At 72.9% G+C, this 24,143-nt stretch carries 25 protein-coding genes; 15 read left to right on the forward strand and 10 right to left on the reverse strand.

The window, feature by feature from the left end:
- Nucleotides 1-8: 8 nt before the first annotated feature.
- Nucleotides 9-695, reverse strand: a complete 687-nt coding sequence (locus OG782_RS02210) for a ribonuclease H (protein ID WP_406447678.1) — start codon at nucleotides 693-695, stop codon at nucleotides 9-11.
- Nucleotides 696-887: 192 nt separating this feature from the next.
- Here OG782_RS02210 and OG782_RS02215 point away from each other — a divergent pair, with 192 nt between their 5' ends.
- The 3 genes from OG782_RS02215 to OG782_RS02225 all read left to right on the forward strand — a co-directional run bounded on the left by OG782_RS02215 (nucleotide 888) and on the right by OG782_RS02225 (nucleotide 2,570).
- The gene (locus OG782_RS02215; protein WP_406447679.1) at nucleotides 888-1,070 is read left to right on the forward strand and encodes a DUF6381 family protein; all 183 of its coding nucleotides are present in this window, start codon (nucleotides 888-890) and stop codon (nucleotides 1,068-1,070) included.
- Nucleotides 1,071-1,275: 205 nt separating this feature from the next.
- The gene (locus OG782_RS02220) at nucleotides 1,276-2,010 is read left to right on the forward strand and encodes an SDR family NAD(P)-dependent oxidoreductase (RefSeq protein WP_406447680.1); all 735 of its coding nucleotides are present in this window, start codon (nucleotides 1,276-1,278) and stop codon (nucleotides 2,008-2,010) included.
- A gap of 23 nt (nucleotides 2,011-2,033) precedes the next feature.
- On the forward strand, nucleotides 2,034-2,570 hold the full coding sequence (locus tag OG782_RS02225) for a hypothetical protein (RefSeq protein WP_406447681.1): 537 nt from the start codon (nucleotides 2,034-2,036) through the stop codon (nucleotides 2,568-2,570).
- 47 nt (nucleotides 2,571-2,617) lie between these two features.
- On the opposite strand, the gene OG782_RS02230 is transcribed toward OG782_RS02225, so the two are convergent.
- The gene (locus tag OG782_RS02230; protein WP_406447682.1) at nucleotides 2,618-3,487 is read right to left on the reverse strand and encodes a UbiA family prenyltransferase; all 870 of its coding nucleotides are present in this window, start codon (nucleotides 3,485-3,487) and stop codon (nucleotides 2,618-2,620) included.
- Nucleotides 3,488-3,605: 118 nt separating this feature from the next.
- On the opposite strand from OG782_RS02230, the gene OG782_RS02235 reads away from it, so the two are divergent.
- From OG782_RS02235 to OG782_RS02255, 5 genes are all read left to right on the forward strand, one after another.
- Nucleotides 3,606-4,661 (forward strand): type III polyketide synthase, encoded by a 1,056-nt coding sequence (locus tag OG782_RS02235; protein ID WP_406447683.1) that lies wholly within the window; start codon nucleotides 3,606-3,608, stop codon nucleotides 4,659-4,661.
- Between the two features lie 12 nt (nucleotides 4,662-4,673).
- Complete coding sequence (locus tag OG782_RS02240) at nucleotides 4,674-5,201, forward strand: isoprenylcysteine carboxyl methyltransferase family protein (protein ID WP_406447684.1); 528 nt, start codon at nucleotides 4,674-4,676, stop codon at nucleotides 5,199-5,201.
- Entirely contained in the window at nucleotides 5,198-6,211 is a 1,014-nt protein-coding gene (locus OG782_RS02245; protein WP_406447685.1) for an NAD(P)/FAD-dependent oxidoreductase, read from the forward strand. The genes OG782_RS02240 and OG782_RS02245 overlap by 4 nt, the downstream gene beginning before the upstream one ends.
- Nucleotides 6,212-6,383: 172 nt before the next feature.
- Nucleotides 6,384-7,025: a class I SAM-dependent methyltransferase gene (locus OG782_RS02250; protein ID WP_406447686.1), complete on the forward strand. Its 642-nt coding sequence runs from the start codon at nucleotides 6,384-6,386 to the stop codon at nucleotides 7,023-7,025.
- A gap of 298 nt (nucleotides 7,026-7,323) precedes the next feature.
- Nucleotides 7,324-7,953: a hypothetical protein gene (locus OG782_RS02255; protein ID WP_406447687.1), complete on the forward strand. Its 630-nt coding sequence runs from the start codon at nucleotides 7,324-7,326 to the stop codon at nucleotides 7,951-7,953.
- Nucleotides 7,954-7,984: 31 nt separating this feature from the next.
- Here the strand turns inward: OG782_RS02255 and OG782_RS02260 are convergent, their stop codons facing one another.
- Nucleotides 7,985-8,464 carry a MarR family winged helix-turn-helix transcriptional regulator gene (locus tag OG782_RS02260; RefSeq protein ID WP_406447688.1) on the reverse strand — a complete coding sequence of 160 codons (480 nt, stop codon included), beginning with the start codon at nucleotides 8,462-8,464 and terminating at the stop codon, nucleotides 7,985-7,987.
- A gap of 119 nt (nucleotides 8,465-8,583) precedes the next feature.
- On the opposite strand from OG782_RS02260, the gene OG782_RS02265 reads away from it, so the two are divergent.
- The gene (locus OG782_RS02265) at nucleotides 8,584-8,997 is read left to right on the forward strand and encodes an organic hydroperoxide resistance protein (protein ID WP_406447689.1); all 414 of its coding nucleotides are present in this window, start codon (nucleotides 8,584-8,586) and stop codon (nucleotides 8,995-8,997) included.
- Nucleotides 8,998-9,112: 115 nt separating this feature from the next.
- Here OG782_RS02265 and OG782_RS02270 read toward each other — a convergent pair whose 3' ends face one another.
- Nucleotides 9,113-10,978, reverse strand: coding sequence for a serine/threonine-protein kinase (locus tag OG782_RS02270; RefSeq protein WP_406447690.1), 1,866 nt, complete (start codon nucleotides 10,976-10,978; stop codon nucleotides 9,113-9,115).
- Between the two features lie 190 nt (nucleotides 10,979-11,168).
- Here OG782_RS02270 and ligD point away from each other — a divergent pair, with 190 nt between their 5' ends.
- Complete coding sequence (ligD, locus tag OG782_RS02275; RefSeq protein ID WP_406447691.1) at nucleotides 11,169-12,137, forward strand: non-homologous end-joining DNA ligase; 969 nt, start codon at nucleotides 11,169-11,171, stop codon at nucleotides 12,135-12,137.
- A 132-nt stretch (nucleotides 12,138-12,269) separates the two neighbouring features.
- Here ligD and OG782_RS02280 read toward each other — a convergent pair whose 3' ends face one another.
- The 3 genes from OG782_RS02280 to OG782_RS02290 form a co-directional block, all read right to left on the reverse strand.
- Nucleotides 12,270-12,623: a winged helix-turn-helix domain-containing protein gene (locus OG782_RS02280; protein WP_406447692.1), complete on the reverse strand. Its 354-nt coding sequence runs from the start codon at nucleotides 12,621-12,623 to the stop codon at nucleotides 12,270-12,272.
- A complete protein-coding gene (locus tag OG782_RS02285) occupies nucleotides 12,620-13,126 on the reverse strand; it encodes a hypothetical protein (protein ID WP_406447693.1) in 507 nt (168 codons plus the stop codon). Before OG782_RS02285 ends, OG782_RS02280 begins: the two co-directional genes overlap by 4 nt.
- Before the next feature lie 141 nt (nucleotides 13,127-13,267).
- Nucleotides 13,268-14,026, reverse strand: a complete 759-nt coding sequence (locus OG782_RS02290; protein WP_406447694.1) for an IclR family transcriptional regulator — start codon at nucleotides 14,024-14,026, stop codon at nucleotides 13,268-13,270.
- 501 nt (nucleotides 14,027-14,527) lie between these two features.
- On the opposite strand from OG782_RS02290, the gene OG782_RS02295 reads away from it, so the two are divergent.
- The 3 genes from OG782_RS02295 to OG782_RS02305 all read left to right on the forward strand — a co-directional run bounded on the left by OG782_RS02295 (nucleotide 14,528) and on the right by OG782_RS02305 (nucleotide 20,053).
- Complete coding sequence (locus OG782_RS02295) at nucleotides 14,528-17,902, forward strand: pyruvate carboxylase (RefSeq protein ID WP_406447695.1); 3,375 nt, start codon at nucleotides 14,528-14,530, stop codon at nucleotides 17,900-17,902.
- A gap of 57 nt (nucleotides 17,903-17,959) precedes the next feature.
- The gene (locus OG782_RS02300) at nucleotides 17,960-18,589 is read left to right on the forward strand and encodes an HAD family hydrolase (RefSeq protein ID WP_406447696.1); all 630 of its coding nucleotides are present in this window, start codon (nucleotides 17,960-17,962) and stop codon (nucleotides 18,587-18,589) included.
- 192 nt (nucleotides 18,590-18,781) lie between these two features.
- On the forward strand, nucleotides 18,782-20,053 hold the full coding sequence (locus OG782_RS02305; protein WP_406447697.1) for an alpha-L-fucosidase: 1,272 nt from the start codon (nucleotides 18,782-18,784) through the stop codon (nucleotides 20,051-20,053).
- A gap of 1 nt (nucleotide 20,054) precedes the next feature.
- Here the strand turns inward: OG782_RS02305 and OG782_RS02310 are convergent, their stop codons facing one another.
- Nucleotides 20,055-20,849 (reverse strand): helix-turn-helix transcriptional regulator, encoded by a 795-nt coding sequence (locus OG782_RS02310; RefSeq protein WP_406447698.1) that lies wholly within the window; start codon nucleotides 20,847-20,849, stop codon nucleotides 20,055-20,057.
- A 114-nt stretch (nucleotides 20,850-20,963) separates the two neighbouring features.
- Between OG782_RS02310 and argB the strand changes: the two genes are divergently transcribed.
- Nucleotides 20,964-21,893 carry an acetylglutamate kinase gene (gene argB / locus OG782_RS02315; protein WP_406447699.1) on the forward strand — a complete coding sequence of 310 codons (930 nt, stop codon included), beginning with the start codon at nucleotides 20,964-20,966 and terminating at the stop codon, nucleotides 21,891-21,893.
- An 80-nt stretch (nucleotides 21,894-21,973) separates the two neighbouring features.
- Here argB and OG782_RS02320 read toward each other — a convergent pair whose 3' ends face one another.
- Both OG782_RS02320 and OG782_RS02325 read right to left on the reverse strand, forming a co-directional pair.
- Complete coding sequence (locus tag OG782_RS02320; protein WP_406447700.1) at nucleotides 21,974-22,534, reverse strand: GNAT family N-acetyltransferase; 561 nt, start codon at nucleotides 22,532-22,534, stop codon at nucleotides 21,974-21,976.
- A gap of 36 nt (nucleotides 22,535-22,570) precedes the next feature.
- The gene (locus tag OG782_RS02325) at nucleotides 22,571-22,783 is read right to left on the reverse strand and encodes an MbtH family protein (RefSeq protein ID WP_406447701.1); all 213 of its coding nucleotides are present in this window, start codon (nucleotides 22,781-22,783) and stop codon (nucleotides 22,571-22,573) included.
- A 222-nt stretch (nucleotides 22,784-23,005) separates the two neighbouring features.
- Between OG782_RS02325 and OG782_RS02330 the strand changes: the two genes are divergently transcribed.
- Nucleotides 23,006-24,100, forward strand: coding sequence for an alpha/beta hydrolase-fold protein (locus OG782_RS02330; protein WP_406447702.1), 1,095 nt, complete (start codon nucleotides 23,006-23,008; stop codon nucleotides 24,098-24,100).
- Nucleotides 24,101-24,143: the final 43 nt, after the last annotated feature.

Consider the following 24,143-nt stretch of genomic DNA (forward strand, 5'->3'; position numbering starts at 1 on the left):
CCCGCTCGTCAGGCGGACGCGGTCCGGCACTCCGGGTGGCCCCAGCCGTGGTCGTTCTTCGCGATCATCTCCTTGGCCGCGTACGGCTTTCCGCAGTGGCACCGGCCCGCGAACCGGGCCCGGATGGTGGCGCCGGAGCGCGGCGTACCGTCCGTCCGCTTCGCCGCACCGGCACTGCGCCGCTGCTCGGTGGCGCGGGCGGGCGCGGGAACGGGCAGGTCCGCGGAGCCCTGCGAGGTGCCCGCGGCGGTCTGCGCGACGGCCACCTCGCTCGCGGCCTGGTCGGCCAGCGCGTTCAGCGGATCGCCGTCCACCTGGTGGGCCGGCACATAGACGAACTCCACGGCGCGTCCGGTGAGCAGGGCGTCGATGCGGGTCACCAGCTCGCGGTTGGCGACGGGCTTGCCGGCCGAGGTCTTCCAGCCGTTGCGCTTCCAGCCCGGCAGCCACTTGGTGACCGCGTTCATCGCGTACTGCGAATCCATCCGCACCTCGAGCGCCACGGCCGGACCGACGGACTCCAGGAGTTCCTGGAGGGCGGTGAGCTCGGCCACGTTGTTGGTGGCGGTGCCCAGTGGTCCCGCCTCCCATCGCAGCGGCCTGCCCTCCGCGTCGGCCACCACATAGGCCCAGGCCGCGGGCCCCGGATTACCCTTGGACGCCCCGTCACACGCGGCGATCATGCGCTCGTTCATACCCCTGATCATGCCAGCGTCCGCCGCCCGGATTTCCGCCGGTAGGGCCGTCGGCGCCCGCGCTCCCGCATTCCTCTCCCCCACGGCGCCCCAGCAGGCGTCCTTACGGTGCGTAGCGCTTCGGCATGCGACGCCCGCGCCGCACTGCTTCTCTGAAGGGGCCCGCTCTTCCCTACCGTTCAAGGAGCGACGATGAGCGTTGCAGGAGAATCCGCCCGAGCCGAGCAGATGCGCGAGAAGGCCAGGCACATGACCGAGGCCGCGGAACGCACCGGCGACCCGGAGCAGCGTCGGCGGCTCCAGGAGAAGGCCAGGAAGCTGCACGAGCGCAGTGAGCAGCAGAGCGGCCGGGACGGCGACGCCATCCCCCTGTAGCAGGCGCACCGCACAGATGACCGATGGACTGCCACTCTTCCATGAGTGGGTGGCAGTCCATCGTCGTGTGTCCGGGACCGCGCGGAACGCCCGTGCCCGGCCGGCGGACATCACAGGCCCGCACGGGGGCTGTTGATCATCACTGCCTACGATGGGCTCCTTCACCGAGGGCATCACGTCGTCGCACAGCAGTGAGGGGCTTCCCATGAGCCGTCAACCGGTCACCGTGGTCACCGGCGGCAGTCGCGGCATCGGTGCCGCGGTCTGCGTACGTCTGGCGGGCGACGGCCATGACATCGCGCTGGGCTACCGCTCCGACGCGGCGGCGGCCGAGGCGGTCGCCGCGGCCGTGCGGGAGACGGGGCGACGCTGCGTCACGGTGCGGGTGGACACGACCGACGAGGCCGATGTCGACCGGCTCTTCGAAACGGCGGCCGCCGAGCTCGGCCCCGTCACCGGTCTGGTCAACAACGCCGGGATCAGCGGCCCGTTGGGACCGCTCGCCGACGCCGACGCGGCGGGGCTCAGGCGCGCCCTGGACGTCAATGTCATCGGATATCTGCTCTGCGCGCGGCGTGCCGTGCGCGACATGGGCCGCTCGGGCGGCGGCGCCATCGTGAACATGTCCTCGGCCGCCGCCACGCTGGGCAGCCCCGGTGAGTACGTCCACTACGCCGCCGCGAAGGCCGCCGTGGACACGATGACCGTCGGGCTGTCCAAGGAGGCCGGCCCGGACGGCATCCGCGTCAACGCCGTGGCCCCCGGCATCATCCGCACCGGCTTCCACGCGGACCCGGAGCGCCCCGCCAAGGCCGCCGCCCAGATCCCCCTCGGCCGGCCGGGGCAGCCCGAGGAGATCGCGGGCGCCGTCGCCTGGCTGCTCTCGGACGACGCCTCGTACGCCACCGGGGCGATCCTGCGCGTGGCCGGCGGTCGCTGACCTCAGGCTGTACGGTGCTGCGGGTGACCGTTCCCGGTGGGCTTCCGCTCCTCTTCCTCGATGTCGACGGCCCGCTCATCCCGTTCGGCCCGCGCACCGGCGGCCACCCGACGTTTCCGGCGGGGCCGCCGCCTTCCGGGGAGGCAGCCGCGGACGGGGCCGGGGCCAACCCGCTGCTCGCCAGGATCGACCCGTCGCTCGGCCCCCGGCTGGCCGCCCTCCCGTGCGAGCTGGTCTGGGCGACGACATGGACGCATGAGGCGAACGAGACGGTGGCGCCGCGGCTGGGGCTGCCGGAACTCCGCGTGGTCGACTGGCCCGGCCCTTCGGACCAGGAGGAACGGGACGCGCGGGCGGGGCTGCACTGGAAGACCCGGACACTCGTCGGCTGGGCGGCCGGCCGGGCCTTCGCCTGGGCCGACGACGAGATCACCGGGGCGGACCGGATCCGGGTGGCAGCGCACCACGGCGAACGGGCCCTCCTCCACCGTGTCGATCCCGCCCGCGGTCTGGCCGATGCCGATCTCCGGCTGCTCGACGCCTGGCTGCGCACTGTCTGAGGCGCCGGCCCGCGCACGGTCCGGAGCGGTGGGCTGCCGGAGCCGGGTCACACCGGGGCGGCGCCGCGCACCAGCAGGAGCATCACGTCCGCCGCCGCGACGACGGCGGCCGCGGCGAGCGGTGCCTTGCGCCGGTGGCGGCCGAGCAGGAGCCCCGCGAGTGCCACCGGTACCGCCGCCGCGAGGGTCACCGCTCCCCACCGGCCGGGCGGCCCGGCCGGGCCGAGCGCCAGGACCGCCGAGGCTGCCAGCAGGGGCACCGGCAGCAGCAGACCGGTGGCGGTGGTGCCCAGCCGCTGCGGCAGGCCGTTCACCCCGTTGCGCAGATCGTCCTCGATGTCCGGGAGGACGTCGCCGAGGTGGGCCCCCAGGCCCAGCAGCGCACCGGCGGTCACCGCCCACCAGGCCGGTCCGGGGCTGCCGGGCAGAGTCAGCGCGGCCACCGCGGGCAGGCTGCCGAACCCGATGACGTACGGAAGCCAGGACAGTGCCGTCGCCTTCGCCCTCAGGTTGTACGCCCAGGCGGCCGCCACGGCCGTCAGATGCACCGCCGCGGCGAGAAGGCCGCAGGCCAGTGAGAGCGGAACGCAGAGCAGGGCGGCGGTGAAGGCGGCGGTCCACACCGCCCGCCCGCTCACCGACCCGTCGGCCACCGGCTTGCCGCTCCGGCCGGCCACGGCGTCCCGCCGGGCGTCGAACGCGTCGTTGCACCAGCCCACCGACAGCTGACCGCTCAGGACGGCCGCGACGAGCAGGGTGCACCGGACCCCGTCGAGGCCGGCGCTCACGCCGAGCGCGCCGGTGATCGCGGTCACCGCGATCACCGGCCCCGGATGACAGGAGCGGGCCAGCCCCGCCGTGCGGCGCAGCGGCCACGGGGTCGCGGCGCAGACGCGCGGCGGTTCCGGAGTGCCCATCACGTGATCGTAGGTACTCCGGACAGGCCGCACCTGACAGCCGCACGGGTTGTTTACGGTGTTTTGTCCCTCCCGCGGGGCAGGGATGGGCCATGACGCCTCCGCAGCAGGACCGGGAATGACCCGGATCGCGGCCGTTCACGGCACCCTGGCCCCGTACCGCCACACCCAGCGGGAGGTCACCGACATGGTGGCCCGCACCTGTCTGCCGCCGGGGGCCGACCGGCGTGTCCTGGACCGCCTGCACGAGAACGCCCGGGTGCGCACCCGGAACATGGTGCTGCCGCTGGAGCGCTACGCGGAGCTGGACGGATTCGGGGACGCCAACGACGTCTTCATCGGCGCCGCGGTGGACCTGGGGGCCGAGGCGCTGCGCGGGGCACTGCGGACGGCCGGACTGCGGCCCTGCGATGTGGACCTGGTGATGTTCACCTCCGTCACCGGGGTGGCCGCACCGTCCGTGGACGCCCGGCTCGTCGGGCGGCTCGGTCTGCGCCCCGACGTGAAGCGGCTGCCCGTCTTCGGCCTCGGCTGCGTCGCCGGGGCCGCCGGGGTGGCCCGGCTGCACGACTACCTGCTCGGCCGGCCCGACGACGTGGCGGTCCTGCTCTCGGTCGAACTGTGCTCCCTCACCTTCCAGCGGCACGACGCGACGCCCGCCAATCTCGTGGCGACGGCGCTGTTCGGCGACGGGGCGGCCGCCGTGGTGGCGCTCGGCGAGGGCAGGGCGCCGGCCGCCGGGCCCGAGGTGGTGGCCACCCGCAGCCGGATGTATCCGGACACCGAGCACGTGATGGGCTGGGACATCCGGAGTTCCGGTTTCAAGGTGGTGCTCGATCCGGGCGTCCCCGATGTCGTGCGCCGCTATCTCGGCGACGACGTGCGTGACTTCCTGGCGGAGCACGGGCTCAAACCGAAGGATGTGGCCCACTGGGTGTGCCACCCGGGCGGCCCCAAGGTCCTGGAGGCCGTGTCCGAGGTCCTCTCCCTCCCCGAAGGCGCGCTCGACGTCACCTGGCGCTCACTGGCCGAGGTCGGGAACCTGTCCTCGTCCTCGGTGCTCCATGTCCTGCGGGACACCCTGGACCAGCGGCGCCCCGAGCCGGGCTCGCCGGGTCTGCTGATGGCCATGGGACCGGGATTCTGCTGCGAACTGGTGCTGCTGCGCTGGTAGGTCGGAGGTCACATGATCTGGTACACCGCACTCGTCCTGGGCGTGGCGGGCGAGCGCATCGCCGAACTCGTCGTCGCGCTGCGCAACACGCGCTGGGCGCTGGCGAGGGGCGGGACCGAGTACGGCCGGAACCACTACCCGGCGATGGTCGCCCTGCACACCGCTCTGCTCGCGGGCTGTCTCGCCGAAGTCGCGCTGGCGGACCGGCCGTTCCTCCCGGTGCTCGGCTGGACGATGGTGGCCGTGGTGCTGGCCGCGCAGGCCCTGCGCTGGTGGTGCATCCGTACGCTCGGGCACCGGTGGAACACCCGCGTCATCGTCGTCGCGGGCCTGCCGCTGGAGACCGGCGGACCGTACCGCCTGCTGCGTCACCCCAACTACGTGGCCGTCGCCGCCGAAGGGCTCGCCCTGCCGCTCGTCCACGGCGCGTGGGTGACGGCGGTGCTCTTCACCGTACTCAACGCGGCCCTCATGGCCGTACGTATCCGGTGCGAGGAGACGGCACTCGCCTGCGCACCGGCCGCGGAGGCACCGGCATGATCGACCTGCTGGTCGCGGGCGGCGGTCCGGCCGGCCTGGCGGCGGCGATCCGGGCGGCCGGACGGGGGATGGAGGTGGTGGTCGTCGAGCCGCGCTCCGCCCCCATCGACAAGGCCTGCGGCGAAGGCATCATGCCCAGCGGAGTCGCGGCGCTGCACGCCCTGGGTGTCGCGGTGTCCGGCCGGCCACTGCGAGGGATCCGGTATCTGGAGGGTGCGCGGAGCGCGGTGGCGCCGTTCCGCGGACGGCCCGGCCTGGGCGTACGCCGGACCGCGCTGCACACCGCGCTGCACAGCAGGGCGCTGGAGCTCGGCGTCAGGATCGTCCCGGGCAAGGTCGCGCGGGTGTGGCAGGGGCACGACCGGGTCGGCGCGGGCGGGCTGACGGCGCGTTGGCTGATCGCCGCCGACGGACTGCGCTCACCGCTGCGCCGCGAGCTGGGCCTGGACACACCCGGCACGGCCCGGCGCCGGTACGGGCTGCGCCGCCACTACCGGATCGCCCCGTGGACGGACTTCGTCGAGGTCCACTGGTCCCGGCACGGCGAGGCGTACGTGACACCGCTCGGCGACGGCTCGGTGGGCGTGGCCGTGCTCAGCGGGGAACGCCTGCCCTACGAGAGCCATCTGGCGGCGTTCCCCCGCCTGGCCGCATCCCTGCTCGGCCTGGAGGCCGGTCCCGTACGCGGCGCCGGGCCGCTGCGCCGCCGGGCCCGGGCCCGGCGGGCCGGACGTGTCCTGCTGGTCGGTGACGCCGCCGGATACCTGGACGCGCTGACCGGCGAGGGCGTCGCACTGGCCGTGGCGACGGCCACGGCTGCGGTCGACTCGCTCGCCGCCGGCCGCCCGCAGGACTATCCGGCCCGCTGGCAGCAGCTGACACTGCGTCATCGCATGCTCACCGCAGGCCTGTTGGCTGTCGCCAGGTATCCCGTCACGGCCCGCCTGATCGTGCCGGCGGCGCACCGCGCGCCGGCGGTCTTCGGCGCGGCGGTACACGCGCTGCAGTAGCGCGGGGCGGGGCGGACGGATACGGCTCCCGGTTCCGCCGGTCGCACCTCATCCCTTCAACGCACCCTCTTCATACGGTAGTTGCTGTGGAAGAATGCACCGAACGAGCAATTCACCCCATCTGCACCAGCGCTCCCCCGGAGCCAACAGCCCGAGAAGGAAGGGATGCGCGTTGGACGCGGACCGACCCCCCACCGCAGCGTCGGTCTTCGACGCCCTCGGCACCGACTACGAGCGGGCGTTCGCCGGATCGGCCGCGCATCGCGACTCGCTCGGGCAACTGCTGCATCTCCTTGCCCCGCACAGCCGGGTACTGGACGTCGGCAGCGGCACCGGGCGGCCGACTGCCCAGACCCTCGTCGACGCCGGCCACGAGGTGCTCGGCGTCGACGTCTCCACGGTCATGGTGGACATCGCGTCCCGGCAGGTGCCCGGTGCCGAGTTCCGCTGCGCGGACATCCGCGAGCTCAACCCGCAGGAGGGGAGTTTCGATGCGGCATGCGTGTACTTCTCCCTCCTGCAGATGTCGCGCGCCGACCAGTCGGAGGTCCTTCGCCTGGTCGGGCGGTCCCTGCGGCCCGGCGGCCATCTGGCGGCGGCCACGGTGCCGTTGGACGTGGAGGGCGTGAACGCGACGTTCATGGGCCGGCCGGTGCAGGTGACCAGTTTCGGTGAGTCGGATTTCACCGCGCGGGTGGCATCGGCCGGATTCACGGTCCTGTCGCAGGAGAGCAGCGTCTTCACTCCGGCCCATCCGGCGGGCCTGCCGGAACCGCATCTGTTCCTGCTCGCCCGCCGGATCCGGCCGAGCTGACGCAGCAGGCGGGCGCGCGACACCGGGGCGGTCGGCAACGCCCCGGTGCGCCTCGCGGCGGGCGGTGGCCGCACCCCTTGGCGCCCGGGGTTCGCCGCCCGAGCCCCGCGGCCGTACCGGCCACGGTAAGGGCGCGCCATGGACGCCGAGGTGCCGGAGCCCTCACCAGGGCATAGCTTTCCTGTGGCGAGCACCCCAATCGGGAGGTGCCGACGGGGAAGGCGGGTCGCAGATGGCGCCGCGCGTTCCGGTAGTCCGCCCCGGGGCCGGCGGAGGCAACCCCCTGCCGTTGCGGTTCATGAGGAGCCCCACCCGCACGACGGGCCGCGCCGCGTCGGCCCTCGCCCTCTGTCTCGCGCTCACGCTCTGCGCAGTGCCGTCGCCCTCGTACGCCGCACCGCGAACAGCCGCCGTTCCGTCCGGGCCGCAGAGCACGACGGCGTACGGCGGCTCCCGGTACGCCTCCCAGGAGTGCGAGTCCGGCCCCGCCGGGTGCCCCGGTGGCCACAAGTGGCTGTACCGGTACAGCTACTTCCTGGGCATCCACCCCTTCACCGGCCCCGATGCCGTACGCCGGCAGCTCACCGACCACTTCTGGCTGTTCCCGGTGAGCGGCCGGTGTCCCGCCCGGGTCCGTCCGGCGGACGAATGCGACCTGCTGGGCGGGAACCCCGTGCGGGTGGAGGCCGTCTCGGGCGACCACCTCCAGATCGCGACGCTTCCCGGCCACGACCTGGGTGACGGGCTGCACATCCGGTTCACGTTCACCCGTACCTTCGGCTTCCACTACATGGTCGTGGGCGCCTGGCAGGACCGGCCGACGCGGTGCACACAGGCGGTGCTGTGCGGCACGGCGAGCCGCGCGGGCGCCTGGGTGCTGTGGCGGCTTCTGGCGGGGACCCTGACGTTGTCCGCCTACGTCGCCTGACGCCGGGTGCGCTCCGCGCGCGGGAACCCCGTCACTCCGCAGCCGCCGCGTCCAGTGCGGCCGTGAGCCGGTTCAGGCGGTCCCGCAGTTCGCCGATCTCGTCGAGGTCGAAGCCGGTCGCCGAGGCGATCCGCCGAGGCACCATGAGGGCCCGCTCGCGCAGCGCGGCGCCGTCGTCCGTGAGGTGCACATGCACCGAGCGCTCGTCCTCGGCACTGCGCTCGCGCCGTACCATCCCCGCCGCCTCCAGCCGCTTCAGCAGGGGCGACAGCGTGCCGGAGTCGAGCCGCAGGTGCTCCCCCAGCTTCTTGACCGGCAGTTCGCCGCGCTCCCACAGCACCAGCATCACCAGGTACTGGGGATAGGTGAGCCCGAGATCCTTGAGCAGCACCCGGTAGACGCTGCCGAAGGCGCGCGACGCGGCATTCAGGGAGAAGCAGATCTGCTGGTCGAGGCGGAGGTAGTCGGCCTCGGACGGGACCTTGCGGGCGGAGCTGGGTGTGGCGGTCATGGATCCAGCATAGCTTCGCGCACCCGATTTGATTGTGCACAATTTAATTGTGTGCTTTGCTTGAGTGGAAGCGGCCGGACATCGCGGTCGGGACAAGACCTTCGAGAGGAACTGTTTCCATGGAAACGCTCTACACCGCCGTCGCCACCGCCACCCACGGCCGTGACGGCCGCGCCGTCAGCGCCGACGGCACACTGGATCTGCAGCTGGCCGTCCCGGTGGAGATGGGCGGCAGCGGCCAGGGCACCAACCCGGAGCAGCTGTTCGCCGCGGGCTATGCAGCCTGCTTCGCCAGCGCCCTGGGCCTCGTCGGCCGGCAGGCCAAGGTCGATGTCAGCGATGCCGCCGTGACGGGCGAGGTCGGCATCGGCAAGCAGGGCGAAGGCTTCGGGCTCGCGGTCACGCTGCGCGTGGAGCTGCCCGAGGGCATCGACGAGGCCACCGGACGCAAGCTGGTCGAGCACGCCCACCAGGTCTGCCCGTACTCGAACGCCACCCGCGGCAACATCCCGGTCGAGCTCGTCATCGAATAGCGCTCAGCGCTCACCCGGCGGCGAGGGACGGCGGCGTGCCGGGCCGCGGCCGCGCTGCCCGACGGCGACCCGGCCGCCGGAGCGGCTGTCCCGGCCGGGCGGCCCGGCCGTTGCCTCAGGCGTGGAATCCGTTGCACGAGACGGAGGTGTACGCCGAGGGCCCGCCCTCGACGTGGTAGAGGACGACGGTCCAGTCGCCCCTGTCGTCCCCCACCGGGATCGCGTCGACGGCGCGCTTGCCGAAATGGGCCCGGAAGTCCTCCGGGTACCTGAGCTCGACGCTCCCGCCGGAGGTCCAGCGGGAGTAGAGGTCGACCGGCTTGCTCGTGAAGCCGATGCCCTTGCTCACCGTTGCGAGCGGCCGCCCGGTGGCACGGTCGGTCTCGTGCGGGGGCCGCACCCCCACCGAGACGTAGTACGGCGCCGGCCTCTTCCCCTCCCCCGCATCCTTGGGGCGCAGGGTCACCTTGGCGGTGTTCGCGCCGGTGGTGTGCGAGACGGAGGAGAGCAGTCCCGTCGGTGGTGAGTCATCGGGAAGACTGTCCAGGTCGCAGTCGCCGGCCCCGAAAGCGGCCTGTCCCTTGTCCTCCGAGAGCGTCCAGCGGTCCTTCGAGACGCGGTCGTTCACGATGTGGTCCGGCGGCCGGCCGGACGAGCCCTCGTCTGACGAGGCCTCGTCTGACGACTCCTTGCCTGACGAACCCTTACCGGACGGCTCCTTGCCGCCCGGCCGGGACGCGGCCGGCTTCGCGGATGTCGTGGCCCCGGAAGCCGCCGCGTCCCCGGTGTCCTCGTCGCCCCCTTCCGGAAGCAGCCAGACCGTCAGCGGCACGGCGATCGCCACCGCGCACAGGGCGAGCCAGGACCTGCTCCTGGGGCCGCGGCGGCCCCGCTGCTGCCGGTCGGGGCCGCCGGACGGTGCGGTGGTGCCGTTGGTGTGCGTGGGGAGCGTCGTCGCCGGAGCCGGGGCGCCGTGCCCGCCCTCCTCGCGCTGCTCCGGCTGCGCCGGGACCCCGGCCCCGGTCCCGGTCCCGTTGAACTGAACACGGTCCGGACCGGGATCCGCCAGCGGTTCGGTCTGCGCGCCCGTCGACGCGAACGGTGTGTCCGCGTACCCGGGTACGAGGACGGGTTCGGCGGTCCGGGCCACCGCACGGTAGTGGGGATCCGATGCCAGCGGCGAGTCCACCGCGCAGCCGGCGATGACGGCGGCGGGCTCCGGCCGGTGCGCCGGGTCCTTGGCGACACACCAGCGGATCAGGGCCGCCAGCGCCGGGTGGACTCCCTCCAGGTCGATCTCCTCGTGCACGGTCCGGTAGCTCACCGCCGCCGCCTCGCCCGCGCCGAACGGGGGCCGGCCCGTCGCCGTGTACGCCAGGGTCGCGCCCAGCGCGAAGACGTCCGCCGCCGGGCCCACCTCGTTGCGCAGCAGCACCTCCGGAGCGGTGTAACCGGGTGTGCCCGACACCATTCCCTCGCGGGTGAGCTTCGTCTGCTCGAGCCCCCGCGCGATCCCGAAGTCGATGAGCTGCGGTCCCTGCTGCGACAGGATGACGTTGTGCGGCTTCAGGTCCCGGTGGGTGACTCCGTGGACGTGAACGGCGGCCAGTCCTTCGGCGAGCGCGGCGAGCAGCCGCAGCGCGCTGTCGTACGGGAAGGGGCCGTGCGTCCCCACGGCGCCGCGCAGGGTGGGCCCGGCCACGTACTCCGTGGCCAGCCAGTAGGGGGACGTTCCGAGTGACGCCTCGATCAGCTGTGCCGTGTACGCGCTGCGCACGGTCTCGACGGTCGCGGCCTCCCGTCTGAAACGGGCCAGCGCCTCGGGGTGATCACTGATCTCGTCACGGATCACCTTCACGGCCACCAGCCGTCCGCCGGGAGAGCGGCCGAGATACACCTCCCCCATGCCGCCCGCTCCGAGGCGGGCGAGTAGTTGGTAGGCGCCTATGTGCGCGGGGTCCTGAGGCCGCAGTGCATCCACGGCCCGACTGTGCCACATCCGCCCGGACGGCGGACCCGCAGCACACAACTCACCTGCCTGTTACGGGCGGTGGGCCGCGTCTCCGCCCGGTCCCGCGGCGCCGGCGCACGCGGTCCGGCGCCGCGCCCCGGGCCGGTCGCTCGCCGGTCCCGGACTGCGGAGATCCGCCGGCCGTTCGATCATCGGGATCATGACCCCGAATCCCGCGGGCGTCCCCTGGGCGCTTCCGTCGATCGCACCGATGCTCTGCGTGCCGGGTCCGCTGCCCGTACCGGACACGGACTGGGCGTTCGAGGCGAAGTGGGACGGTGCGCGCTGCGTCCTGACCACCCCGGGCGACGGAACCGTGCGGCTGACCTCCCGCGCGGGCAACGACGTCACCGTCACCTATCCCGAGCTGGGCGCACTGGGCGACGTACTGCGCGGGCACGGCGTGGTCCTGGACGGTGAGGTGGTGGTGCTCGACGCGGCCGGGCGGTCCGACTTCGGCCTGCTCCAGCGCCGGATGGGCATCATGAACGCGCGCCGCGCCGCCCGTCTGGCACTGGACTGCCCCGCCCATCTGATGATCTTCGACGTGATGTTCCTCGACGGCCGCGCACTGTCCGCCGGCCCCTACGAGGAGCGCCGCCGGGTTCTGTCCGCTCTGGCGCCGGCCGGTCCGCACTGGTCGGTCCCCGCCTACGTTCGCGGTCACGGCGCGCAGGCGTGGGACACCGTCCTGAGCGGCGGCCTGGAGGGCCTGGTCGCCAAGCGGCTCTCCTCCCCGTACACGCCCGGCGTCCGCTCACCTCACTGGCGCAAGACCAAGCGCGTCGAGACCCTCGATGTGGTCATCGGCGGCTGGACGCAGCGAAGCGGCGCGGCCGCGGGCGTGCCCGGCGCGGTCCTCGTCGGCGTGGACGGTCCGGGAGGTCTGCGGTTCGCGGGATCGGTGGGGTCGGGGATGTCCGACCGCGAACTGGGCGAACTCGGCGCGTATCTGAAGGTGATCGCCCGCCCCTCGTCGCCGTTCCTCGACCCGGTCGACGTGGCCGGGGCGCACTGGGTCGAGCCGCGCCTGGTCGCGGAGGTGACCGCGTCCGAGTGGACCGCCGCGGGCCGCCTGCGCCAGCCGGTCTGGCAGCGGCTGCGGCCGGACCTCACACGACTGGGCTGACACGCGGAAGCCGGCTCGCCCGCACGGCGCGTCGTGTACGGCGGGCCCACGCCGCGCATCGTGTACAGCGGCCCGCACGGCGCGTCGTGTACGGCGGGCCCACGCCGCGAACCGGAGCCGCCGGGGTCGTCGTCATGACCGCGCGTCGGCTGCCGTGGCGGCGGCGCCCGCGTTGCGGGCCGAGTCGGCGATTGCCTGGAGCGCGGCGATGTGGCCGGCCAGTGCGTCCCGTCCGGCCGGGCTGAGCGAGAGCCAGGTGCGAGGCCGCCGGCCGACGTGCCCCTTGCGGATACGGACATAGCCCGCGGACTCCAGGGCAGTGGCGATCTTGCTCAGCGCCGAATCGGAAAGGCCGCAACGCTCGCGGACCGTCGCGAAGTCCGCCTCGACGCACGCGGAAAGGAACGCCGAGACCGCCAGCCGGCTGGGGTGATGGATGACCTCGTCGAGAGCGGGGCCCGCCGCCCGCCCGCCGTCAGCGCTCACGCGCGTCCCTGGAGGCCGCGCCGGGTCCGGCGGTTGTATGCGACGACCCGGGCCCAGACGCCGAGGCCGGTCACCACGGCCACGACCGCCGTGGTGACGGCGCCTCCGGCCCCGAGCAGGGCGCAGAGTGCCCACGCCGCGCCGGCCGCGGCCAGTTGCAGAGCGACATTGACCAGGTTGCCGCGCCGCAGGTGGGCGGAGAGCGGCAGCCGCACTCCCGTGGCGTGGGAACGGGTACGCATGAGCAGCAGCGCCACGGCCCAGATGAGCAGGGCTCCCGTCCACACCGCGCCGGGACGGCCGGCATGCGTCAGTTGGCTGCCCACGACGACGACACCGGCCGCCACGGCGAGGGCTGCCACCGGTCCGTACCACCATGAACCGGCCACGTTCCCGGGCGACGCCGTGGCCGTATCGACGGACGCCAGCGCCTCTGCCGCCTCCTGGGCGGACAGGCCCCGGCCGTAGGGGGCGGACTCCGTGACACCTTCGCGCCTGGACATGACTACGACACCTTCCGAGGAGGGGCAGGGGAGCAATTCGTTGCCATCATGGCATGTACTTTCCTGCAAGGAAAGTAGTTTCCTGACGGTTCGAGGCAGCCCGCGACGACGCCCGCCATCCGGCCGGCCCACCGCCCTGGTTCAGCCGGGGAGCGACAGCCCGGTGGACACCCTGATCGCGGACGACAGCAGCAATTCCCGGACCTGGCTGGTCCGGTACATCCGGTCCGACCGGAAGGAGATCCCGAGTGAACCGACCTGCTCGCCGCTGTACACGGGCACCGCCACGCAGGTCGTACCGAGGGCGTACTCCTCCCGGTCCATGACGACCGGCGCCCCGGGCGAGGCGTCGAGCTCGTGGAGGAGCTCGTCGCGGTGCGTGATGGTCCGGGGCGTGAGACCCGTCAGGGCGTGCCGGGAGAGGTATTCGGCGCGCGCCTCCCCATCCAGTTCCCGCAGCACGCTCTTGCCCAGGGCCGTGGCATGTCCCGCGTCCTCGAAGCCCACCCAGAGGTCCACTCGCGGTGTCCGGGCACTGTCGACGATCTCCATGACCCGGATCTCGCCGTCCTCGTACAGCGTCAGATAGACGGCCGCCGAAAGATCGTTCCGCAGGGCGGTGAGAACGGGGTGGACCCGCGCCGGCAGCACCTGCCCGTAGGGCTCCGCGACCGGCCGGGTGCCCGCGTCGGGGAGGACGAACGTTCCGTTCCCCAGGTCCGTCACATACCCGTCGCGGGACAGCACGGGAAGCAGCTCGACGACCGTGGCCGGGCTGAGCCCGGCCTCCCGGGCCAGCTGCTGCGCGGTTGCCTCACCGCCGTGCGCCCCCGCGGCCTCCAACAGGCGCAGTGCGCGTCGGACGGCCGCGACGGGTTCGGGGCCGTCGTGGTCAGCCATGCCCATAAGCATCACCCGGGGAGCGGGGGGCGGCAACGCGTCCAGGATCCCCACCGCGCCGGCCCGTGACGATGCAGGTGACGGACCCCTGCGGGTGAGCGCCTCCGGCGCCTGCGCGGGGAGGCGGCCGCCGGGACGTGACGCAGGCCATCTTTTGTGCTCGTGATCTCGGGGAATGTCTCCGGTACGGTGTCGAACGCTTCGGACCCGAGGTCGTGTCCGCGAAGTCCCGTCGTACGCCCGAAAGGTGTGGCCTGCGGCGTGCGGTGCGCGCAATCGCGCGCCGGAGGTTCATCCTCGTACTGGACGTACGGGGACGGCTCCGGCGGCGCGGATCATGCGCGGGCCGGACCCGACGGCCGGGGCGGGACCACGCGGACACGGTCCGAGGGTCCCGGAGCACCTCGCCACCACCGTGCGGCCACCGGATGCCGGCCTGCGCATCCCGCCCCGCACCGCCCGTCCTTACGCCACGCGCTCGTGACACGACTGGGGAGTCTGATGTTCGACAAGGTATTGGTCGCCAACCGCGGGGAGATCGCGATCCGCGCGTTTCGCGCGGCGTTCGAGCTCGGAATCTCCACGGTGGCCGTGTATCCGCACGAGGACCGCAACTCCCTGCACCGGGCCAAGGCCGACGAGGCCTACCGGATCGGGGAGCCCGGACATCCCGTGCGGGCCTACCTCTCGGTGGAAGAGGTGATCAAGGCCGCCCGGAAGGCGGGTGCCGACGCGGTCTACCCGGGCTACGGCTTCCTGTCGGAGAATCCGGACCTCGCGGCCGCGTGCTCCGAAGCCGGCATCACCTTCGTCGGGCCGCCCGCACCCGTACTGAACCTGACGGGGAACAAGTCCCGGGCCGTCGCGGCGGCGCGCGCGGCCGGTGTGCCGGTGCTGAAGTCGTCCGAACCGTCCGAGGACGTCGACGCGCTCGTCGCCGCCTGCGAGGACATCGGCTTCCCGGTGTTCGTCAAGGCCGTGGCCGGCGGCGGCGGGCGTGGCATGCGCCGGGTCGCCGAGGCGGGAGAGCTGCGTGAGTCGATCGACGCGGCCATGCGCGAGGCACGCTCCGCGTTCGGCGACGCGACGGTCTTCCTCGAGCAGGCGGTGATCAATCCCCGCCATATCGAGGTGCAGATCCTCGCCGACGCAGAGGGCAACGTCGCGCACCTCTACGAGCGGGACTGCTCCCTGCAGCGCCGCCACCAGAAGGTCGTCGAGATCGCGCCCGCCCCGAACCTCGACCCGGAGCTGCGGGCACGCATCTGCGACGACGCCGTCGCCTTCGCACGCCACATCGGTTACGTGAACGCGGGCACCGTCGAGTTCCTCGTCGACGAGCGCGGCAACCACGTCTTCATCGAGATGAACCCGCGTATCCAGGTCGAGCACACCGTGACCGAGCAGGTCACCGGGCGCGACCTGGTCATCGCGCAGCTGCGCATCGCTGCCGGGATGACCCTGCCCGAACTGAACCTCACCCAGGACGACATCTCCCTCAACGGCACCGCGATGCAGTGCCGCATCACCACGGAGGACCCGGGCAACGGCTTCCGGCCGGACACCGGCACCATCTCCGCGTACCGGTCCCCCGGCGGGCCGGGCGTCCGGCTGGACGGCGGTACCGTCCACACCGGCGCGGAGGTGTCCGCGCACTTCGACTCGATGCTGGTCAAACTCACCTGCCACGGTCATGACTTCGCCAACGCGGCGCGCCGGGCGCGCCGGGCGATCGCGGAGTTCCGTATCCGTGGAGTCGCCACCAACCTGCCGTTCCTGGGAGCCGTGCTGGACCACCCCGACTTCCGGGCGGGGCGGATCACCACCTCCTTCATCGACGAACACCCCGAACTGATCCGGGCCCGCCCGTCGGCCGACCGCGGCAGCCGGATGCTCGGCTATCTGGCCGAGACCACCGTCAACCGGCCCTACGGTCCCCGCCCCTCCGTCATCGACCCGGCCGGCAAGCTGCCCGTGCTCCGGCCCGGGACACCGCCGGCCGGCTCGCGGCAGCGCCTCGCGGCCCTCGGCCCGGAGGCCTTCGCCGCCGAGCTGCGCGCCCAGTCGGCCGTCGCCGTCACCGACACGACGTTCCGCGACGCCCATCAGTCCCTGCTGGCCACCCGGGTCCGGACACGCGACCTGCTGGCCGTGGCGCCGCATGTCGCCCAGACCGTCCCGGAACTGCTGAGCATCGAGTGCTGGGGAGGCGCCACGTACGACGTGGCGCTGCGCTTCCTCGCCGAGGACCCCTGGGAGCGCCTGGTCAAGATCCGGGAGGCGGTGCCCAACATCTGTACGCAGATGCTGCTGCGCGGCCGCAACACGGTCGGCTACACGCCCTACCCCACCGAGGTCACCGAGACGTTCGTCGCCGAGGCGGCGAGCGCCGGAATGGACATCTTCCGGATCTTCGACGCGCTGAACGACGTGTCCCAGATGCGTCCGGCGATCGACGCCGTACGCGCCACCGGAACGTCGGTCGCCGAAGTGGCCCTGTGCTACACGGCCGACCTGTCCGACCCCGGCGAGAGCCTGTACACCCTGGACTACTACCTGCGTCTCGCCGAACAGATCGTGGCGGCGGGAGCACACGTGCTCGCCATCAAGGACATGGCCGGGCTGCTGCGTCCGCCCGCCGCCCGCACCCTGGTGACGGCGCTGCGCGAGCGGTTCGACCTGCCGGTCCATCTGCACACCCACGACACCGCAGGCGGGCAGCTCGCCACGCTGATCGCCGCCATCGACGCGGGGGTGGACGCGGTGGACGCGGCGGTCGCCTCCATGGCCGGCACCACCAGCCAGCCCCCGCTGTCGGCCCTGGTGGCCGCCACCGACCACACCGAGCGCGCGACGGGCCTCTCCCTTCAGGCCGTCGGGGACCTGGAGCCCTACTGGGAGGCGACCCGCAAGGTCTATGCCCCGTTCGAATCCGGGCTCGCCTCGCCCACCGGCCGGATCTACCACCACGAGATCCCGGGCGGGCAGTTGTCCAACCTGCGCCAGCAGGCCATCGCTCTCGGTCTGGGCGACCGGTTCGAACTCATCGAGGACTGCTACGCCGCGGCCGACCGCATGCTCGGCCGGCTGGTGAAGGTGACGCCGTCGTCGAAGGTGGTCGGTGACCTGGCACTGCATCTGGTGGGTGCGGGGGTCGAGGCGGCGGACTTCGAGTCCGACCCGGGCAGGTTCGACGTACCGGACTCCGTGATCGGGTTCCTGCGCGGCGAGCTGGGCGACCCGCCCGGCGGCTGGCCCGAGCCGTTCCGCACCCGGGCACTGCACGGCCGCCCCGCGAGGGCACAGACCCCGCAGCTGTCGGACGAGGACCGCGAGGGGCTGAAGCAGTCGCCGCGCGCCACTCTCAACCGGCTGCTCTTCCCCGGCCCGACCAAGGAGTTCAACGCCCACCGGGAGGCGTACGGCGACACGTCCGTCCTGCCGACGCAGGACTTCCTGTACGGGCTGGAGACGGAGACCGAGCACACGGTCACGCTGGATCCCGGTGTCACCCTGCTGATCGAGCTGGAGGCCATCTCCGAGGCCGACGAGCGCGGATTCCGCAGCGTGCTGGCCACTCTCAACGGGCAGTTGCGGCCGGTGTCGGTCAGGGACAGGTCCATCGCCACCGAGGTGAAGGCGGCCGAGAAGGCGGACCGCGGCAACGAGGGCCATGTCGCCGCGCCGTTCGCCGGGGTCGTCACCCTTCAGGTGGAGGAGGGCGCGTCGGTGTCGGCCGGCCAGACCGTCGCCACCATCGAGGCGATGAAGATGGAGGCGTCGATCACGGCCCAGTCCGCGGGGTCGGTGCGCCGGCTCGCGATCGGCCGGGTCCAGCAGGTCGAAGCCGGCGACCTGCTCATCGAGATCGCCTGACGCCCGTCGCCGGGCCCGGGTCTTGACCGGTTCCATGGACCGGTGGAGGATCCCGGGGTGAAGATCAAGGAACTCGTCTGGGACATGGACGGCACGCTGCTGGACACCACAGAGGTGGTGCCCGCGGCGTTCGTCCGCGCGGTGCGCGCGCTGGGCGGCCCCGCGATCGGGGCCGCCGAGGTCGTCGACGCCTACGGCCGGGGCACGCCGGAGGTCATCCTGGAGCACTTCACGGGGCGGCATCTGGAGCCGTCGGAGACCGATGTGTACTACCGCGAACTGCTGGGCGTCGAGGTGGCGCCGTATCCCGGCACGGCCGAGGTGTTCGATGCCCTGCGTGCGCGGGGGCGGCCCCGCGTGGTCTTCACCGGCGCCGGCAGGCGCGCGGCGCGGATTCTCCTGAAGGCTGCCGGTCTGGAGGCGGATGTCGTGATCGGCGGGGATCAGGTGGCGCGGCCCAAGCCCGCGCCCGACGGAATCCTGCTGGCCGCGGAGATGCTCGGTGCCGGTCCGGCCGAACTGGCCTACGTGGGCGACTCGCCCCTGGACCTGCGCGCCGCGAAGGCCGCGGGGAGCCACGGCGCCGCAGCCGCCTGGGGGCATCTGTACGACTCCCACGAGCCGGCGGACAGCGTCCTGCCCGGTCCGCTGCGGGCGCTCGGGCTGCTGGCTGCCGGGCCGGCCTGATCCGGGACACCGCCGTGCCGCCGGTGCGCGATCCGGGTGGGATGCGCGGCATCCGGCGGATGCGTCCAGGGGGCGTACGGCGGGAGGAGCGGGAGGCGGCTGTCTGCCGCGATCGTCCATCAGGTGAAAACGGACCAGTGGTGGTGACTGCATCCCACGCGCGGGCCCGACTCCTGCGCCTAGCGTGATCACATGCCGATGCAGCCCTGGTTCTCCGATGCCAAGTTGGGCATCTTCATCCACTACGGGATCTACGCCGTCGACGGCGTCCCCGAGTCCTGGTCGTTCTACAACGGCCAGGTCCCGCACGAGCAGTACATGAAGCAGCTCGACGGCTTCACCGCCTCGGAGTACGACCCGAAGGCCTGGGCCGCGCTGTTCGCCCGCGCGGGTGCCAAGTACGCGGTGCTGACCGCGCGCCACCACGACGGCGTCGCCCTGTGGGACACCCACCAGGGCGACCTGAACGTCGTACGGCACACACCGGCCGGACGCGACCTCCTCGCCGGGTACGCCGACGCGCTGCGCGAGCAGGGCCTCAAGGTCGGTCTGTACTACTCGCACTCCGACTGGAACCACCCCGACTACGCGAGCACGGTGCATCCACAGCCGCCGAACGCCGAGCTGGCCGACAACCGTTACGCCTCGGCCCCGCCCGGTGAGGAGGACCCCGAGGCCTGGGACCGGTTCCTCTCGTACCGCAACGCGCAGGTCGGCGAACTCGTCGGGCGGTTCCGCCCGGACCTGCTCTGGTTCGACGGTGAATGGGAGCGCAGCGAGGAACAGTGGAAGATGCGGGAGCTCTCCGAGGAGATCCTCGCAGGCAGTCCGGACACGGTGCTCAATGCGCGGCTGCTCGGGTACGGCGACTACGCCACGCCCGAACAGGGCGTGCCGTTGCAGGCCCCGGACGGGCCGTGGGAGTTGTGCCTGACGGTCAACGACTCCTGGGGCCACCAGCCGCAGGACACCAACCACAAGTCGGTACGCCTGCTGGTGCGCTACTTCGCCGAGACCATCGCCATGGGCGGCAATCTGCTGCTCGCCGTCGGTCCCCGGCAGGACGGCACCATCCCGGCCGAGCAGGCCGAGCGCCTCGAAGGGCTCGGCGACTGGATCGCCCGGCACCGCGCAGCCGTGTACGGGACGGTCGCCGGGCTCCCCGCGGGACATCACTACGGTCCGAGCACCCTGTCCGCGGACCGGCGCACCCTGTATCTGGTCTGCTTCGACGCACCGCGCGAGACCATCGGCCTGCGGGGTCTGCGCAATGCGGTCAAGCGCGTGAGCGTCGTCGGCACGGGAACCGAGCTCGGCCACCGGGTCATCGGGGGGCTCGGCGACGTACCCGGAGTCCACTGGATCGACGCCCCGTCGGCCGCGGACACGGACGAGTTCGCCACCGTGCTGGCCGTGGAGCTCGAGGGCGAGCTCGATCTGTACCGCGGCGCCGGACGCGACTGATTCAGCCGCCGGCGCGGATCGCACGCGGCGACGCGCCCAGTTCGCGCCGGCATGCCTTGTTGAAGGCCTGAAGATCACCGATGCCGACCGAGGCCGCCACGGCGGGGATCGACAGCGTCGACTCGCGCAGCAGGTGGCGGGCCTGCTCCATCCTGCGCCGCCGGATGTACGCGACGACCGTGCCTCCGGTCTCCGCCCGGAACAGCCGGATGAGCTGGTTGTGCGAAACCCCGGCGGCCCTCGCCACTTCGGGCACGGTCATGGGCCCCGCGAGGTGGGCCTCGACATGGGCGACGGCCGCGGCGACCGGGCCGTGCGCCCGGTCGGCGCCACCGGCGCGCGGCACCGCCGGCTCGGCGACCCGCCACAGTGCGGCCCACACCTCGGCACAGGCCCTGGCAGGGCTGCGCGGGGCCACCGCGACGGCCGCTTGCAGCATTCCCGCCAGCACCGGCGCCACCGAACCGGCGTTCTGCATCAGGGGTACGGTCAACCGCTCGCCGCAAGACGCCAGTTGAAGGTGCGCGTAGAGGTGCTCGGAGCGCCCGCGGTAGCGGTACTCCACGAGCGCGCCGGGCGGCACGAGGCTCACGTACCCCGGCCGGATGGCGTGTGTCACTCCGTCGACGGTGAGTTCGCCCGCGTACCCGTACAGATGGAGCTGCCACAGATCGGGCAGCCGGAACACATCGCGCAGACTTCCGGTTCCGTGCACGCCCACACCCACGCTCGCCACGCGGGGCGGCTCGTCCAGGCAGACCCGGACGAGGGATCCGGTCACTGAGGAAGCACGCACGATGAAAACCTACCAGTGACCGCAGGCGGACCGGTCTCGCCGCCAACCCCCTCGACTCCATTTAGGTTAGGCTCACCTAATCTTTGACAGTTCACGAGCGGGGTGGGGAACGAGATGACACCGGGCGTCACGGAACGCACGGACGCGGGTCCGTCCACAGGGCCGCTTCCCGGGCCGGGGGAACCACGGCACGGAACGGTGGTCGTCAAGTTCGGCGGCAGCGCCATGGTGGACGCGGACCTGCAACGGGCGTTCGCCCAGGACGTCGTGGAACTGTGGCACGCGGGTCTGCGCCCGGTCGTCGTGCACGGGGGCGGGCCGCAGATCAGCGCGATGCTCGAACGCCTGGGCCTGGAGACCCGCTTCGAGGCGGGCCTGCGGGTGACCACGGCCGAGACCATGGAGGTGGTGCGCATGGTGCTGACCGGCCGGGTCCAGCGGGAGCTGGTCGGCCACATCAACGCCCATGGTCCGTTCGCCGTGGGGATGACGGGCGAGGACGCACACACGATGACAGCCGTGCGACGCCCGGCCTGGGTGGACGGCCGGCCCGTGGACATCGGTCTCGTCGGCGAGATCGTGCAGGTGAACCCGGACATGGTGCGCACTCTGCTCGGGCGGGGGCACATCCCGGTGATCTCGCCCGTGGCACGCGGTGAGGACGGCCAGGTCTACAACGTCAACGCCGATCTCGCGGCGTCGGCCCTGGCGGTGGCCCTTGAGGCGGAGCAGCTGGTGATGCTCACCGATGTGGCGGGGCTGTACGCGGACTGGCCGCACAGCACCGAGGTGATCAGGCATCTGACGGCCGACGCGCTGGACGCGATGCTGCCGGGACTGGCGAGCGGGATGCTGCCGAAGATGGAGGGCTGCCTGCGGGCCGTCCGGGGCGGCGTGCGCAGCGCGCATGTGCTCGACGGCCGCATGCCGCACGCGGTGCTGCACGGCGTCACCCGCGAGGACACCCCCGGCACCACCGTGGTTCTCGGCGCCGGCGCGATGCCCGGCGGCACCGGCCCGGACCGCGACCCGGTCACCGTGTGACCTCCGGCGACGGCCCACCACGGACGGGCGGCCGGCGTCAGGGGCGGGGCACCGCGGTGCCCCGCCCCTGACGCCGAGGGTCACACGGCCCTGGCGAGGATCCGCGCGTCGCGCCGGGGATCCAGCGACTGCGCCCAGGATCCGGGCGCCTGGCACGCGGCCGCGGGGGCGAACCCGTACCGGCCAAACAGCCTGCCGTCGCCGGTCGTCGCGGTGAACAGGGTGCCGAGCGCCCGGGCACGCGCCGTGGTGAGCGCGGTACGCAGCAGCAGGGCACCCACTCCGCGCCCCTGCCGGTGCCCGGCCACACAGAAGTTGTACAGAACGCCCGCGGGTCCGCCGCCCTTGGCCGGTCCGTCCGGGTACACACGCAGGCCCGCACAGCCCTCGAGCCGGCCTCCGGGGGCGACGGCCACCAGGAAGTCGGGCGCGTGGCGGGCAAACAGTGGGACGGACCGCTCCCGCAGGGCGCCCGAGCGCACGAACGGCCGGGACAGGTCGGCGAGTTCAGCGGCATCCTGTGCGTGGGCGATACGCACGAACGGCTGGGACACGTCCTGCGCGTCGGCGATGCGCACGCGGGACGCGGGCCCCGGAAGCGCATCCGGCGCAGGGTCGGTGACGGGCGTGGCCGTGGTCAACGTCTTCCTTCCTCGGTTGCGACAGTCCGCGGCAGATCAGGCGTCCGCGGCCGCCGCGAGGGACCGGGGCCGCAGATCCGTCCAGTTGGCCTCGACGAAGTCCAGGCACGCCTCCCGGGTGTTCTCCTCGAAGGCGGTCGTCCAGCCTCCGGGAACCTGCGCGAAGGACGGCCACAGGGAGTGCTGGCCCTCACCGTTCACCAGGACCAGGAACCGGCCTTCGGGATCGTCGAACGGGTTGGTGCTCATGGATCGGTACCTCCTCGGGTCCGACGGGCCTGCGACGGCCGCGTCGAGTGTGTGCATCGGCCCGCCACACCGGCGGCGCCTCCCGGCGCGGGGCGCGGAGTGCTCGTTCAGGTGATGGATCGATGAGGGAGCGGGGATGGAACACGACGTCAAACTTAGGTTAGGCTCCCCTAATTGCTTCGAGCCTATCCTTTCCCCCTCCCCTCTCACAAGGAGACATCGATGCTCCCGGCCGATACCGAGAACGCCTTCTCCGCGTTCGGTCTGCTCGCCAGACCCGGCACCGATGCGTTCTGGGCGGCGGCGCGTACACCCGCGTCGATACCTGCCGCCGGCGGTGGCTGGGTGACCCTGTTCCTGTGGCGCGGGTCCCCGGCGCGCATCGGCTTCGAGAGCTGGTCGGATCCCTTCCCCCTGAGCCGGTGGGGCGACACGGACTGCTGGTACGCCGAGGTCCCGATGCCCGAACGGCTGCGCGTGACCTACCAGTTCCTCGTGGACGGCGCGGCGTACGCCGATCCGTTCAACCCGGCCGGTGCCGGCCTGGACCGTTCCATCGCGGCGACCCCCGACGCCCCGCCCCAGCCGCACTGGCCCGATCTCGGCGCCGACGACGTCCCGCCCCTCCCGCGCACCCGGCTGCGCTGGGCCGGCGAACTGCTCGGCGGGCGGCGCACCGTACGCGTCCAGCCGGTGGGCGGCGGCGGACCGGTGGTCCTGCTGCTCGACGGGGACGACTGGCTCTACCTGCACCCGGCCGTGGACGCCTTCGAATCGGCCGTCGCCGGCGGCGAGATGCCCCCCGTCACGCTCGTCTTCCTTCCGGCCAAGGACAGGGCGGCCGAGTTCATGTGCAGCCCCGGACTGTGGGAGGGCGTCCGCGACGAACTGCTGCCGCTGGTGGCCCGGTCCGGCGTGCCCGCCGACCCGGACCGGCTGGTGGTCGCCGGGCAGAGCCTCGGCGGGCTGAGCGCGCTCTACGCGGCGCTGGAGTTCCCGGAGCTGGTGTCCCGCGTCGCCTGCCAGTCGGGGTCGTTCTGGTGGGCCCCGGGGGCCGAGGACCTGGCGGATCCCTTCGGCGGCCCGGCCGGCGGTGCGGTCGCCGCACGCCTGCGCACCGGCCCCGACCTGTCCGGCCTGCGGATCGCGTTCGACGTGGGGGAACACGAGACGCGGATGCTGCCCCACTGCGAAGCGGCCGAAACCCTGACAAAACAGGCCGGCGCGACCGTACGGGTGTCACGGTCCGCGTCGGGCCACGACCGCGCCGGCTGGCGGCACGCCCTGCTCAGGGATGTCGCCTGGGCACTCGGCTGAGCCCGTGCGTGCGGCCGGCCCGGCGCGGTCCTGCGCAATGGCC

Source organism: Streptomyces sp. NBC_00876 (assembly GCF_045207435.1).
Taxonomy (GTDB): Bacteria; Actinomycetota; Actinomycetes; order Streptomycetales; family Streptomycetaceae; genus Streptomyces.